The organism is Rhodopirellula sp. MGV, assembly GCF_002251265.1.
GTDB classification, from domain to species: Bacteria; Planctomycetota; Planctomycetia; order Pirellulales; family Pirellulaceae; genus Stieleria; species Stieleria baltica_A.
In genome coordinates, this window is sequence record NZ_NPDI01000068.1 from 39,402 (window position 1) to 53,676 (window position 14,275).

The 14,275-nt window shown below is 55.4% G+C and carries 10 protein-coding genes; 2 read left to right on the top strand and 8 right to left on the bottom strand.

Going from position 1 to position 14,275, the window contains the following annotated elements; genetic code table 11:
- Nucleotides 1-56 precede the first annotated feature (56 nt).
- Entirely contained in the window at nt 57-1,127 is a 1,071-nt protein-coding gene (locus CGZ80_RS23390) for a potassium channel family protein (protein ID WP_103296759.1), read from the bottom strand.
- Nucleotides 1,128-1,256: 129 nt separating this feature from the next.
- The gene (locus CGZ80_RS23395; protein ID WP_094418147.1) at nt 1,257-3,752 is read right to left on the bottom strand and encodes an ATP-binding protein; all 2,496 of its coding nucleotides are present in this window, start codon (nt 3,750-3,752) and stop codon (nt 1,257-1,259) included.
- Nucleotides 3,753-4,572: 820 nt separating this feature from the next.
- Between CGZ80_RS23395 and CGZ80_RS23405 the strand changes: the two genes are divergently transcribed.
- Nucleotides 4,573-5,169: a biliverdin-producing heme oxygenase gene (locus CGZ80_RS23405; protein ID WP_094418103.1), complete on the top strand. Its 597-nt coding sequence runs from the start codon at nt 4,573-4,575 to the stop codon at nt 5,167-5,169.
- 21 nt (nt 5,170-5,190) lie between these two features.
- Here CGZ80_RS23405 and CGZ80_RS23410 read toward each other — a convergent pair whose 3' ends face one another.
- From CGZ80_RS23410 to CGZ80_RS23435, 6 genes are all read right to left on the bottom strand, one after another.
- Nucleotides 5,191-6,792, bottom strand: a complete 1,602-nt coding sequence (locus CGZ80_RS23410) for a hybrid sensor histidine kinase/response regulator (protein ID WP_094418104.1) — start codon at nt 6,790-6,792, stop codon at nt 5,191-5,193.
- Nucleotides 6,792-7,250, bottom strand: coding sequence for a response regulator (locus CGZ80_RS23415; RefSeq protein WP_094418105.1), 459 nt, complete (start codon nt 7,248-7,250; stop codon nt 6,792-6,794). The genes CGZ80_RS23410 and CGZ80_RS23415 overlap by 1 nt, the downstream gene beginning before the upstream one ends.
- A complete protein-coding gene (locus CGZ80_RS29295; RefSeq protein ID WP_143544115.1) occupies nt 7,232-7,789 on the bottom strand; it encodes a sensor histidine kinase in 558 nt (185 codons plus the stop codon). The genes CGZ80_RS23415 and CGZ80_RS29295 overlap by 19 nt, the downstream gene beginning before the upstream one ends.
- 17 nt (nt 7,790-7,806) lie before the next feature.
- On the bottom strand, nt 7,807-9,507 hold the full coding sequence (locus CGZ80_RS23425; RefSeq protein WP_094418107.1) for a GAF domain-containing protein: 1,701 nt from the start codon (nt 9,505-9,507) through the stop codon (nt 7,807-7,809).
- A gap of 175 nt (nt 9,508-9,682) precedes the next feature.
- Nucleotides 9,683-11,116, bottom strand: a complete 1,434-nt coding sequence (locus CGZ80_RS23430) for an aldehyde dehydrogenase family protein (RefSeq protein WP_094418108.1) — start codon at nt 11,114-11,116, stop codon at nt 9,683-9,685.
- 38 nt (nt 11,117-11,154) lie between these two features.
- A complete protein-coding gene (locus CGZ80_RS23435; protein ID WP_094418109.1) occupies nt 11,155-13,752 on the bottom strand; it encodes a U32 family peptidase in 2,598 nt (865 codons plus the stop codon).
- Nucleotides 13,753-13,834: 82 nt separating this feature from the next.
- Between CGZ80_RS23435 and CGZ80_RS23440 the strand changes: the two genes are divergently transcribed.
- Nucleotides 13,835-14,275 (top strand): hypothetical protein, encoded by a 441-nt coding sequence (locus CGZ80_RS23440; protein ID WP_233148618.1) that lies wholly within the window; start codon nt 13,835-13,837, stop codon nt 14,273-14,275.

Genomic DNA, 14,275 nt, shown 5'->3' on the forward strand with positions numbered 1-14,275 from the left:
TGACGACCTCCCACAAGCAACGCTTGCTGCGTGGATGCTTGTGGGTGGTCGACGGACTATGACGAATACTTCGTCCCGCGATAGACCATGGTTCCGCTTTGTTGGGCAGCTTTGCGCGTCACCGCTGGCAAGTCTTCTTTGTGTGACAGCACGATCAATCGATCCCCTGCGGCAACGACGTCTGGCTGCTTCGGATTACGCAGCACTTCGCCGTTGACACGGCACAAAGCGACGACCACGGTGCCGCCATCACCGGTCAATTCGATCTCTTTGATCGTCGCGCCAACGAGCACAGAGTTATCCTTGATCGGGATCTCGATCATTCCCAACCCAAACGCTTCGAGGTCTTGGTTCATACGCCCGAATGCTTTGGCGTCACCCACCAACGTTTCAACACTTGGTGAGGAAATCAGATTGGCAATTTTGGTGGCGCCGATCATGGTTGGCAGGACGACTCGATCAGCACCACTACGCAATAGTTTTCGTTCGGTGGCTTCCGATTCGCCGCGTGCGATGATCCGAATGGTGCTGTTCAGTTCGCGTGCGGTCAGTGTGACAAACACATTGTGGGCGTCACCGTTTAGTACGGTTGCCAGGACCGAGGCACGCTCGATACCGGCCCGCTTTAAAATGTTTTCGTCAGATGCGTCACCGACAATGACGAATACGCCATTGCGTTCCGCATCGATCAGTCGTTCCGCATCACGGTCAACGACCACCAAAGGAATCCCTGTGGAACGCAGCTCAGTCACCAAAGTTTGCCCCACGCGACCGTAGCCACAGATGATCGCATGATTGTCCGTCTGTTCGATACCGCGGCTCATTCGGCGAGCTCCCAAAGCGCGTTGGATTTCCCCTTCGGCGATCATCTGAACGAATCCGCCAAGCACATAGATACCGGAACTGCAACCGGCAACAACGACAAGCAAGGTAAACAGTTTTAGGCCCGGATCGACGATCGGACGAACTTCACCATACCCCACACCAAAGACGGTGATGGCCACCATGTAGACCGAATCGAGCAAAGTCCAGCCGGCCAACGTGTAACCGATCACCGCAAGGATACAGGTGACACTGAGCACAAACATGCCCAATCGCATTTTATGAATCGAACTCGATCCAGACATTTGGCGGGTCACCCAAGCGGTTGCGGTCAACGGGTTACCGGATCAGCCTGACAAGGCCGACGTGCAAAGTCAACTCGCGAGGGCATCAAGGTCATCCCCCCGAGCGTTATTCAACGCTAGTGGCAGTTATCAGACCTGATCTTCAAGCTCATCTTTCAGACGAACCGCGCGTTCCTTGCGCCGTCGTCGGAGCGTTTCGAGATCGACTTGCTGTGTATAGCGTAGCGCCATCTCGACCAGCTTGGCGTGATCAATCGGCTTTGACAGGTAATCATCGCAACCGCCATTCAAACAGCGTTGTCGGTCGCCCTTCATTGCGTCAGCAGTCAACGCGATGATCGGCCAATCGATCCCCATCGAACGCAATCGCGCGGTCGCCTCGAGTCCATCGATATTGGGCATTTGCATGTCCATCACGATCAGGTCGAACAGCTGCCCCTGTTCCACTATCTCGCTGACAATACGGAGGGCATCACCACCGTCTTCGGCCGTAACGACATCGGCTCCTGCTTTTTCCAAGAAGTGCTGGCTGATGTGGCGAATGTCTCGGCGGTCATCGACCACCAAAATCTTAGCGGAGAGCGAAGGCAGGTTTTTAGCAACCGGTTCCTCCGGCTCATCACGCACAACAAGACTTGGTTTGACAAGTTCAATCTTGTCTTCGGACTCCAGCGGCAGACGAACGTAGAACGTCGAACCTTCGCCGAGATGGCTTTCCAGATCCATCTCGCCTTTCATCATGTCGACCAAGCGGTGGCTGATTGCCAGGCCTAGACCGCTTCCGCCAAACTTGCGACGTACAGAAGTATCGCCTTGCGAGAACGGTTTGAACAAACGCTCGATCTGTTCATCGGTCATCCCAATCCCAGTGTCTTCGACAGCGAACTGTAGCCATGGCGTGCCGTTTGCGAGGTACTTGACCTTTAACAACACCTGACCTTCTTCGGTGAACTTGATCGCGTTTCCGATCAAATTGATCAACACTTGGCGGAGACGTTTGGAGTCGGCGTTAATCGACTTGGGCACTTTGCCTTCGAATTGCACATCAAATTCGACACCTTTTTCCTCGGCACGAACCTGCATCAGCGACTGAATGTCAGCGACCAATTCCGGGAGCGGACAATCCTGAGGATCGATATCCAACTTGCCCGCTTCGATACGCGACAAATCCAGAATGTCGTTGATTAACTCCAACAGGTACTCGCCATTGCGTTTCATGATCAGAACGCAGTTTCGATTGTCGGGATCATCAAGATGACCGAGCAACACATCGGCATATCCCAAGATCGCCGACATTGGGGTACGAATCTCGTGACTCATATTGGCCAGGAATTCGCTTTTGCTGCGACTGGCCGCCTGGGCCGCTTTTTCGCTTCGTTTTAAGCGACGCTCCTGAGCCTTGCGGTCAGTGATGTCTTGAATAATCGCGCTCACCGCCGAGACATCGCCACCGGATTGATCGCGGTCTTCGACTGTCCCCAGCCAAAGCGGATAGAAGCTCGCCAACCATGTCCGGCGATCAGGCGTGGCCAAGGTGGTGCCAACGATTTCGACCCCAACCATTTCTTGGCCAGACTTAAAAACTTGTTCGTAGATCGGGATCAGCTGATTCGTTAATGCGGGGATCGCTTCGCTGATGTGTCGGCCGATATGGTCAGCGATTGGCAACCCATCGATTTCCGCAAGAGCCTCGTTCACTCGCAAGAATCGATAGTTACTGTCGACCAAGCACATCCCGACCGGGGCGGCTTGATAAATCAGTTCCAATTCGCGCTTCTGCTTTTCAAGCTCCGTACGGATCATCCCCAGGCTTGTTTCGGCACGCACCTGGTCTTCGACATCACTGACGGTCCCCACCCATTCACGTGTCGAACCGTCGATATTCAAAACCGGTACCGCTTCGACAAAGAACCGGCGATAGGACTGGCTCTCATGGTGCCAGATACGGCCCGTGGTTTGATACAGATTCCCTTCGGCGACGGCGCGTTTCCAATTGCTCGCCAAAGACACACGATCGTCGTCATGGATCGCATCCAGCCAACCGTTGCCTTGATGCTGAACCCAAGACTGGCCGGTGTATCGCTCCCAGGAAATCTGTGGCGTCAAAAATTCACCGTCTGAACTTGCGGTCCAAACGATGCTGCGAGTGCCACGCAAAATCGCATCGTGTCTATCTTTCGCTTCTCGCAATCGCAGCTCCGTCTCTTCCCGCTGCGCGATTTCTTCTTTGAGCTTTTCAATCGTCGACGCGATCGATGGGAGAGCCATCAACTGCGGCATATGACGAATCAAAACGATGACGGTGACCCAAGAGATAATCGCAGTGAACGCCTTGACCAGTCCCGAGACGCGGTAAATAGGATTCCAAAAAATGATCGCTTCGATCAGGTGGACCGTACCGCATGCAAGGATGAATGCGGCGAATAGCAAGAACAGCTTTGGAAACGGAAAGTCACGTCGCTTGTGAGAGAACCAAATCAACGCGATCGGGATCGCGAAGTATGCGCCAAAGATTGCGACGTCGGAAAAAATGTGCATCCAGCCCAAGAATTCGGACCAGTTTCCACAGTACCAACGCGCCGGGAAGTCATCGGTTTCAAATAGCTTTTGAAAGAATTCGACCATCGCGATGTGGGGGCAGCACGTCGTGCCGAGCTGCCCGGGACGCATGCACAAGCATTCGCCCACAAGTGCAGATACCGAGAGCACGGGTTGGTGGATCCATCGCCGATCGGTCGGCTGTGGATGCCATAGTCTACCCTAGAATCGTTGCCCTGCTAGCCTTCCCCTCTTTGTGCTTAGCCCGCTTTGTCCGCAGTCATATCGCATCGCTGTCGGCTTGGGAGTCTGCTGGCGGCCTTATCGAGTCGACGCTTGGCGTGGAGAAACGCCAACGATTCGCATTACCCGAGCGATTGTATTTCGACGGTATCCTCCGCCTCGGCGCTCGTACTCACGAACCAGAAGCTGAGCTTTTTTCGCAGTCCACTCCCCCGGTTGGCCACCAAGATTTCCTCGCAACAAACGGTCGCGGATCTCTCGCCTTAAATGGGGTTTGGTGTATCGGTAGTCATTGATAGGGTTCATCTCTCATCTCGCGTGGAAGACACAACAGATCATGTTTCCACGCAGATGCACAACGTATGCCAACTGTCCAACTTGACGCAGGCCGACATGCGAACGCGATATTTTCGATAAAAAATGCGGGGCAAACGCTCGAAGACCGCCCATCACGGACGCTCCCAAACCAACAAAAGCTCCTGTCACGTGACCGAAACACTTCCGAGAAGAGATCCGGTCGTCCGTCGAACCTTGCCGTTTACGGTCAACGGTTCGCGGGGTTTCGGCAACGCAATCAGTTCACTTTCATCTCGATTCGCTTCTCCGCACCGTTAGAATAATACGTAACGTTTTCCCAGCTCCTACTTTTCAACAGAGACCTGTTTTGCAGCGTGACCTCCGAGACGCACTTCGTGCCGAAACCAGTTCCTCTCATGAGCAACTCGATCGCAAGATGCGAGGACTCGACCTGTTCGGTTCGACTTGCCATTACGCTGCGTACCTGAGTTTGATGCGTGCCCTGCATGTTGCATTGAGCGGACACGTCAATCGCGTCGCCGCGTTGTTGGAGCTCGCACCCAATGACGAATTAATCGCCTGTCTGGATCGAGACCTGATCTCCGCCGACCAACTCGCTCCGCTGATCGACCCTCCATGCGAGCTGGGCACAAACGCAGTGAGCGAATCACCAGATGCTGTCGACTGGGGCACCGCGTACGTCATCGAAGGCTCTTCAATGGGCGGAGTGTTTCTCTATCGCCAAGCCAAGGACAAGTTGCCAGAAGGAATCGGAACCGAGTTCTTACAACAGCTCTCCGAAAATGCGGCCAAACGTTGGCCTGTGTTTACCGCAGGCTTGCGGTCCGCCGAAGTCCAGCCGGAACCGGCCATTCGCGCGGCCAAAGGGACGTTCCGCAAAACGGAGGAATTCCTCGCACAGATCCTTGATCGACTCGGGCTACCTCACGAACCGGCAACCTGAGTGACGGCAGTGGATGACGATTTAGCACGAGTTCTGTGCTTCGCAGTAATGCGCCAGCGTTTCGAGCAACTCTCGCCTCACGATAGGCTTCGTCAGCACATCATTCGCGCCCACAGCAGTGGCTTGCTGCTGCGTCTCTGAAACGGCATCCGCGGTCAACACGACGATCGGAATTTTCTGATTGAACTCGCGAATCTTCTGTGTCGCCTCCAGGCCATCCATTTCTGGCATCTGAATGTCTGTGACGATCGCGGTGTATTGGTCCGATTGCTGTTTAACGTGCTCCAGCAACTCAACGCCACTGGATACGATCGTCGCGTGCCCCCCGGCCGCTTCGATCACTCGTTGCAGAATCATCTGCGTCGCGGTCGTGTCTTCGGCAACGAGGAACTTGCAACCCTGCAACAGCTCTTCGACCGGCGCACTCAACCGGGGCCTCTCCGATTCGGAGGGCTCAGGAACGTCCGCGGGATGCAACGGCACCGTAAATGAAAACACGCTCCCCACATCGACGCGACTTTCGACGTGCATTTTCCCGCCCATCAATTTGACCAAGCGGCGGCAGATAGCCAGCCCCAGTCCGGTGCCTCCGCCCGTCTTTGCACGTCCTTTCGTCTCCGATTGCATGAACGGCAAAAAGATCCGCTCCAAATCATCTTCGGGAATACCGCATCCGGTATCAGCGACTTCGACGTTGATGAATTTTCGCTTGGTACGATTTTTCGTTTGTGTCACTCGAACGTCGACACTTCCGCCGGGTGAGAATTTGATCGCGTTGCTGATCAGATTCAAAACGACCTGCCGAATGCGAATCGGGTCTGCCTTTACACCCAACGGCAGATCTTCATCGAACGCCAGTGCGAGCGAAGTCTTGCTTTCTCTTGCCCTGACCTGCATCAACTCCATTGAACGTTCGAACAATTGACGCAGATCGAATGCTTCGTCCTGAACCTCCAGCTTACCGGCTTCCAATTTCGAAAGGTCCAGCAAGTCATTCACGATTTCGACCAAGTACTGGCCGTTGTCCCGCATCGTACGAACGAGTTCTTCTTGCCCGGACGAAAGCTCACTTTCGAGCAACAGTTCACAGATACCCAACACCGCTGTCATCGGTGTGCGAATCTCGTGACTGATATTTCCCACCAAGGCACTCTTGGCACGGTTTGCGGCATCGGCCGCACGACGGCTTTCATGTAGTTCCCGCAACAGGTCATGGCGTTCGATGGCATTATCGACAACGCGAAACATCACCGAAGGATAGATCGAATCTTTGGTGATATAGTCCTGGGCGCCCAACTGCAAAGTGCCACCCGCATCGTGGCTCATCGTGCTGCCGGTAAGGACAACAATTGGGAACTTCGGAAAGCCCGTGGGGCGACGAATCTGCTCCAAGAAGTCATTGCCAGAAAGCTTTGGCATGTGAACGTCGACGATCACACAATCGATCGGCTCGGGATGATCCAGGCACAACGCGAGCCCCGACTCGCCATCATCGGCTTCAAGGAAACGGTACCGACGCTGCGGCGCACCTTGCATCAGCGCCGAGCGCACGCGCGCACGATCTTCCTCGCAATCATCGATCAAAAGGATTCGCTGTACCCGGTCCACGCGATTATCGTTCATCAGATACTCTCGCGCGGCAGGATCGAACGGGAATCGGGGGCAATTGCAACCACATTCAGCCAATAGTCGAGCGTTATATCGAGCACCTCAATCATCGCAGAGGTTTCAACGCGTTTGACATGAAACGAGTTGATTCCCAACTGATAAGCTTGTCGAATCTCAAACGGATTCGCCGACGTCGAGAAGACTAACTTCGGGACAAATTCGAACGCGGAATTTTGCTTTAACGCCCGCAAGACTTCCATCCCGCCAATGACGGGCAGGCGAAGGTCCAAGTAGATCAATGTTGGCGCAGCATCGCCGATCGCGTTCAACAGCTCCTCGCCGGTTCGGAATCGATGCAACCGAATCACTCGACCGGTTCGCCGAACCGCTGCTTCGATCAGCTCAAAATCCTCGTCGTTATCTTCCAATACCCAGAACTGCACCACGCCAGCGATCATAAACCCGGCTCCCATCCGACAAAGAACGTCGTCCCCTCCTGCTTGCCGGATTCGGACCGACCTGGCTGCACGACGACTTTCCCGCCATGTCGTTCGACAATCCGTCGAACAATCGTCAAACCCGCTCCGCTGCCGCCACCATATTGATTGTGTTGGTGCAGGCGCCGGAAGATTTCAAACACTTGATCCCGATAGCGTTCGTCGATACCAATCCCATTGTCGCGAACGTAAATCACATTGTTTCCATACTCGGAACAATCTTTAAACGGCGAATCAAGGTATTCAACCTGCCCGACTTCGATCCATTTCTCATCTCGATCATTATATTTGATCGCGTTAGAGATCAGGTTCATCAGTATCTCCCGAACACAGGCGAAGTCGCCAACGATCGTTTGGGGGCTACTGACACGAATCTCAACCCCGTCTGGGGCACGCCCGCTGAACAAAATATCACAGGCCTGAGAAAACGCGTCCTGAAGCTCGAACGTTTCCCACTGCAGATCCTGCCGACCAACCCTTGAAAAGCGTAGTAGCCCGTCCAGCAGCTCACTCATTCGTCCGACCAAACGTTTTAACCCACCATGCCCCGCTGGTAGGTCGAATCGTCTTGTGGCCCTTGCTCAAGCAAATACAGATAGTGGTTGATCCCCCGCAGCGGCTCCTTCAAATCGTGCGACGCGGCATACGCGAAGGCATCCAGATCGGCATTCAGTTGCCGTAACTCTTCGTTGATCCGATGTACCCTTGCGGCTTGCTCCACCACAACGCTGTTGAGTGTCGACTGCAGTGTCCCGGCGGCCTCACGATCGGTAGGCGTCCACGGCCGCGACCGCCCGTCGACCTCCTCTGTGAACTTCGCAAACGATTTTCGTGGTGACAACCTGCCGCTTTCGTCTGCTTCGTTCTTTGCCGGATCGCCAGCCCACTGGATCGTCGACGAATAGGGACCACGGAAAAACAACAGCTCACCTGCCTGGCGACGGCCCAACCGAATGGCCAACATCCCTGCCGTTGTCGCTTGATAATCCGCGGCTTGGGGGAACCAATCGGCGATGCAATCGGTCAAAAAGATATTGTCGTCACCTTGCTCATCCAATCTTATTGCCAGCTCCGCTGTCTGCTCTTCATCGGGTGTGCTTCCCCAACACGCCACGTGTGCTCCTTGGCGAAATGCCAGACCGTCGGCGTTTAACAGGTCCACCAACCACGGCGCCGCTTCGATGATCGCTTGCTGAAAATCATCTTGACTGGCGAGCTTGGAAATATGCTTGGCAATGCTTTCGCCAATCGCGACACGCTGAGCCAACAAGTCTTCCTGTCGGCGGCTGGAGAGATAAGTTGACAACAGCGACCCGGCCAACTCGCAAACATCACGCTGAACCGGCGATAGCAGCTTCGCGCCACGATGATGGCACGCAATCAAGCCCCAAAGACGATCGCCATTCAAGATCGAAATCGACATACTCGCGCCAACGTTCATGTTGCGCAAGTATTCCAAGTGGATCGGTGAGATCGCACGCAACTGCGCATACGACATGTTGATCGGCTTGGGCGAGACTTGATCGCCGTCCGTTGACACCATTGGCGGGCACATCGAGACCGCATCGACATTCACATCCGCTAGCAATCGGATCCAGTTCAGCTCGTAGAGCTTTCGGGCGGGAATCGGAATGTCGCCGGCTGGATAATGCAGTCCCAGAAACGCTTCCTGATCCTCACGTTTTGCTTCGGCGATGACACTGCCGTGATCGTCTTCGTGAAACCGATAGAGCATCACACGATCGAATCCGGTGAACTCACGGATGATCTCGATTGTCGATTGATAGACGTCTTCGAGTCGCTTGCCTTCCAGTCCGGCAAACAATTGACCGATCAGCTCGGCACCAACCGAATCGGTCTCGTCGTGAGCCTGCTCGAACTCGATTAGATAGAGGTCGCCACACTGGTGCGCCGACGCCACGACATTTCGATGCCTTAGCTGGAAGGTTTGCCGGACACGCTTGCCTTCGCGGATTGGCGTGATCGAGTCAACAAGTTCGCCCAAGCGAGCATCAAACTGCTCGATGCGTTGCCCAAGGCAATCGGGGACAGAAGTCGCCAGCCATTCGTCAACGTTTTCGCTCGCAGAAACGATCACCCTGTCGCTGACTCGCACCACGAGCAAGCAACCGTGGGGCTGAATCGTGGCCGGAATATGGATTGGCTCACGATCGCAATTGGTCAGTTCAACCGGTCCCTGTAGCAGAGTCCCAGGCAGAAAATACGGCTCCATTGGCAGTCATCTTGATCATTGGCGAAAAATGCTCCTCGTGTTGTAGGTGACGCACCTACAATAACGTGATCGCTTGATTCTTCGGTCTGCTGATCCGCCGAACTGCCATAGGTCGACCATTGTGCAGAATTCGATCGAATATAACGGACCTAACATAGACCCGATAGCCATTCGATTACCCCAGACCGCGGATTACCAATAATCGCCGTTCCGTCATCTCTTCGATCGAATAGCGAATGCCTTCGCGCCCCAAGCCGCTGTCTTTCACACCTCCATACGGCATGTGGTCCACCCTCCAAGATGGTATATCGCCGATGACGACACCTCCAACAACCAGCTCGTCCCAAGCTTTCATCGCCTTGTACAGGTCTCGCGTAAACACGCCAGCTTGCAACCCAAACCGACTGTTGTTGATTTCTTGAATCGCCTCATCAAAGCTTTCAAATCGGCTCAGCACTGCGACAGGACCGAATGCCTCTTCAGCACAAATCGGCAACTCTGAGGGAACGTTTTCGAGGAGTGTCGCCTCGACCATCGCGCCGTCGCGTCCACCGCCACACAACAACGTTGCGCCTGCGGCAATCGCTTCGTCAATCCACTGCTTCAATCGCTCGCCTTCGTCGGCAGAGATCACTGGCCCGATGAACGTGTCATCGTTTTTGGGATCCCCCATCTTAAGTCGCTTGGTCGCCGTGACGAACTTGTCACGAAACGATTCATACACCGCGTCGTGCACTAAAACACGTTGAACGCCAATGCAGCTTTGCCCCGACTGATAAAACGCACCGACCACCATTCGCTCAACCGCATCATCCAAGTCGGCATCTTCGTCGACAACACAAGCGGCATTCCCGCCCAGTTCCAGCAGGACCTTCTTCTTGCCAGCCTTTGCCTTGAGCGCCCAACCGACTTCGGGCGACCCGGTAAAGCTGAGTAGCTTGAACCGATCATCGGTCGTCAACGCCTCAGCCGCATCACGATGACAGGGCAGAATTGAGAACGCGCCATCAGGCAACTCGGTTTCCGCCAAGACCTCGCCGATCAACAATGCCCCGATCGGCGTCCGACTGGCCGGCTTGAGCACGAAGGGGCAACCGGCGGCGATCGCCGGTGCGATCTTATGAGCGGCTAAGTTCAACGGAAAATTGAATGGCGAGATCAACGAACAGGGCCCGATCGGGACGCGGCGGTCCATCCCGCGATAGCCTTTCGCACGAGCCGAGATCTCCAGGTTCAACACTTCGCCTTCGATCCGCACCGACTCCTCGGCAGCGATTCGAAACGTGTCGATCAGTCGCGACACTTCCCCGCGACTGTCTTTAATCGGCTTGCCCACTTCGACACAAAGGCTTTGCGCCAACTCCTCGGCACGCTCTTGAAACCGCGACACACAGTGACTCAAAATTTCCTGACGTTTATACGGCGGCAGCTTCCGCATCGCATCCGTCGCCTGCACCGCCGCGTCGATCGCTTGGTCAATCACCGCCGCATCGGCGACTGAAACCTTGGTAACGACATCGCCGCTGTACTTGTCGGTGACATCGATCGTCGCTTGAGAGTGCTGTGATTTGTTGGCGAGGTAATAAGGATACTTGGCTTGAATCGTCATGGCACCAAACGCGAAGAGTTGAGAGGTCTTGTCAGATTTTACAAGACCGCCAATGGGTTGCGTTTCGATTCGAGTGTCCCGCGGGTCACGCCAAGACGGTTGGTCGCCTTCAACGTTTGCCATACGCTGGCCCCGTCGATTTCGCCACGCAGTAGTTGGCGATACAAATCGAGAGTCCGCTTGGTTTCGCCAGCATTCTCTTCCAGCAACTCGACGCGGAACCAATTGACACCAGCGTTTAGCAATTCGCCGGTCGTCTCGGCACCGCTCTGCGGCGTCGCGTTGTAAAGCGTATTGCGACAAGCGACGTCGGCGTTCAATGGATGTAACGCACCGACACGGTCACGCAACTGAACCACGTGTTCGTCGCAAGGACGTCCACAATTCGTTTTATTGGTCCCGGGCGACAACACGCTACAGAACACACAGTGCTCCATGTGGAACATCGGGATGTGCTGGTGAATCACGACCTCTAACCAATGTGACGGCAGCGAATTGACAAGGTCTCCCAATTGGTCTCGGTTCAGATCGTAAGACACAGTCGCTCGCTCGGCGCCCAACGACCGGATCCATTCCGCCGAACGATGATTCGCAACGTTTAGCGAAAAATCGGCAACCACCGGCATCCCTTTGCCATGAAAGTAACCGAGTGCCGCCAAGTTGCGTGCCAAAATCAAATCTGCGCCATGTCGCTCAAGCACTCGCAGCAAACCGGTCTCGCCAGGCTTTTGCATCCGCACCGTCGCGATTCCGAACGGCACGCCGCTCGGCCGAACGATGTCGGCGACCTTGGCATACTCGCGGATGTCATGGAAATCAGCGTAAATCAGATCAGCACCTGATTCGGCGGCCGTTTGCACTTGCTCCAGCGTCCGGCATAGCAACGCGAGCTTGGGGGATGCATTCGACGCAGACTCTTCGGCAGCTTCCTCGGCAACGATTGGTGCCAACATCGCTTGAGCGGCATCTCTGCGAATCTGACGCGGGGAGGAGCTCGCTAGTGCCACATCCAGTTTTTCGGTGACTTGACGACGAAGCTCGTTCAACAGGCTGGCGGGGACCATCGGTCCGCCTTCGATTGTTACGTTCAAGTCGCGAAGTGAGAACTGCGTCGTCCCCAACCGCTCCAGCTTGTCACGCAACATCGCTTCGTCAGCCGGATGTTTGCGAGCGACTTCCAGCAATTGCTCCGACTTCACAGTGACTTGTTTCACCGTGACTTGCTTCACCGTGACGTCTGCGGTTTGATCCGATGTGGCGGCAACCGAAGCGGTGATCGTCAGCGGCTGGCCAACGATTGCTTGAACGGCAAAGTCAACGTCCAGTCTGCGATTCGGCTTTCCGGTATCGAAAGTTTTTCGCAGTCGCTTGTTTAGCTGCGGGTCGTCGTTTTTAAAGACGGTTGCGTCGTCTTCGATTGATTCCCAGTCGATTTCGCCACGGCCGAAGCCGATCCAAACCGCGTCACCGGACAACGCTTTTTTGACACCTTCACCAGAACGAGTACTGATGGAGTAAACGCGTCCGCCTTCCATGGCTTGCTCGCTGCCTTCGCGATTGATCGACTCGATGCCCAGTCCGTCGCCAAGTGCAAGGTCGGCCTCAAGCGTCGTGAGCACTTGTTCGTTGCGAACCTGTTCGACACGGCCCAAGCGAATACCGCGTTTTGCACTCTGTTTTCCAGGGACCAATCGCTTGTGGTCGTTGCCTTCGAGCCAACCCGGTGAGAAGCCACGCGAAAACGATAGCTCCATTTCTTGCTGAGCCCGCTGGTCGATCGACACAGTGCCTTGCTCGAACGCTTGATCGATCGCCCGCCGATAGTGACCGGTGATGTTCGCGACGTATTCAGGTGTCTTTAATCGTCCTTCGATTTTTAGTGATGCGATTCCCGCATCAATCAGCGCGACAATCGAATCGTATCCGGCGAGGTCTTGCGGGCTAAGCAGATACCGAACGTCGCCAAGGTCAACGTCCTCGCCATCGCAAACGACTTCGTATGGCAAGCGGCAAGCTTGTGCGCACTGCCCACGGTTGGCGCTTCGTCCGCCGAGGGACTCGCTGGTCAAGCACTGCCCGGAATAGGCGACACACAATGCTCCGTGGATAAAGACCTCCAAAGGCATCGTTGTGTGTGCGGCAATCTTGGCGATTTCCTTGGTGGAGAGCTCCCGTGCGAGGACAACGCGACTGAGCCCTAAACGCTCGGCAACCGCAATCGTTTCGGCGCTTGTGAGGCTCATCTGTGTGCTGGCATGAATTTCAAGCTGCGGGCAGATTTCGCGGACCAGTCGGGCGACGCCAAAATCCTGGACCAGGACAGCGTCGACGCCTGACTCGGCAATCCGTTCGATCAGTGGCACTAGACGCGGCAGCTCGCTGGGAAACACCAGCGTGTTCATCGTGGTGTAACCTCGCACGCCGCGGCGATGCAGAAACGGCATCAATTCGTCGAGGTCATCCAGATGGAAATTTTGGGCCCGATGACGGGCGTTGAAACCGCAATCCAATCCGAAGTAAATTGCGTCGGCCCCGTTTTCGACTGCCGCCTGGGCACAGGCCCACTCACCCGCCGGGGCCAGAAGCTCGGGTCGAAGACGGACAGTTTCGGTCGTTTCAAGTTGCTGCGATTCCATGCGTGAAGTATGGCCGACCGATGCGGCATTGCGTAGGGTATTTTCTGACCGACACCCCCGCCCCCCCACTACCGATACCCGCATGAGCGCCCCGACGCCCGCCCAAAAGCTGCCCGCGATGTGGCTTTCGGTGTACCTTTCCTTGGTCGGCTACTCGGCATTGTTGGCCTTTGCGGCCGCTTTGATGCCGGAGCACTGGATGACGTCGATCACCGAATCGATGGGATTAAAGTCATTTGCAACAATCCCGGTCGCGTTCTACCTCGCCCGGCATCTCTCACTACTCTACGGCTTCATCGGGGGCGGGCTGGTCTACCTTACCCGCAACCTCAACCGATTCCGCGATTTGATCGGCACCCTAGCGGTCGCAGTGATCGCTCTGGGGATCCTGCAAGGCATCATCGACCTGCAAGCCGGAATGCCCCTGTGGTGGACGCTCGGCGAATCGATCAGCACCATCATCGGAGGCCTGATCATGCACTGGCTACACCGCCACTGCGACAGCAGCCAACACGATGCTTAG

Coding starts and splice junctions, on each gene's coding strand:
- CGZ80_RS23390 (WP_103296759.1), bottom strand. CDS start 1,127: ATGTCTGGATCGAGTTCGATTCATAAAATGCGATTGGGCATGTTTGTG.
- CGZ80_RS23395 (WP_094418147.1), bottom strand. CDS start 3,752: ATGGTCGAATTCTTTCAAAAGCTATTTGAAACCGATGACTTCCCGGCG.
- CGZ80_RS23430 (WP_094418108.1), bottom strand. CDS start 11,116: ATGACGATTCAAGCCAAGTATCCTTATTACCTCGCCAACAAATCACAG.
- CGZ80_RS23425 (WP_094418107.1), bottom strand. CDS start 9,507: ATGGAGCCGTATTTTCTGCCTGGGACTCTGCTACAGGGACCGGTTGAA.
- CGZ80_RS23435 (WP_094418109.1), bottom strand. CDS start 13,752: ATGGAATCGCAGCAACTTGAAACGACCGAAACTGTCCGTCTTCGACCC.
- CGZ80_RS29295 (WP_143544115.1), bottom strand. CDS start 7,789: ATGAGTGAGCTGCTGGACGGGCTACTACGCTTTTCAAGGGTTGGTCGG.
- CGZ80_RS23410 (WP_094418104.1), bottom strand. CDS start 6,792: ATGAACGATAATCGCGTGGACCGGGTACAGCGAATCCTTTTGATCGAT.
- CGZ80_RS23440 (WP_233148618.1), top strand. CDS start 13,835: ATGAGCGCCCCGACGCCCGCCCAAAAGCTGCCCGCGATGTGGCTTTCG.
- CGZ80_RS23415 (WP_094418105.1), bottom strand. CDS start 7,250: ATGGGAGCCGGGTTTATGATCGCTGGCGTGGTGCAGTTCTGGGTATTG.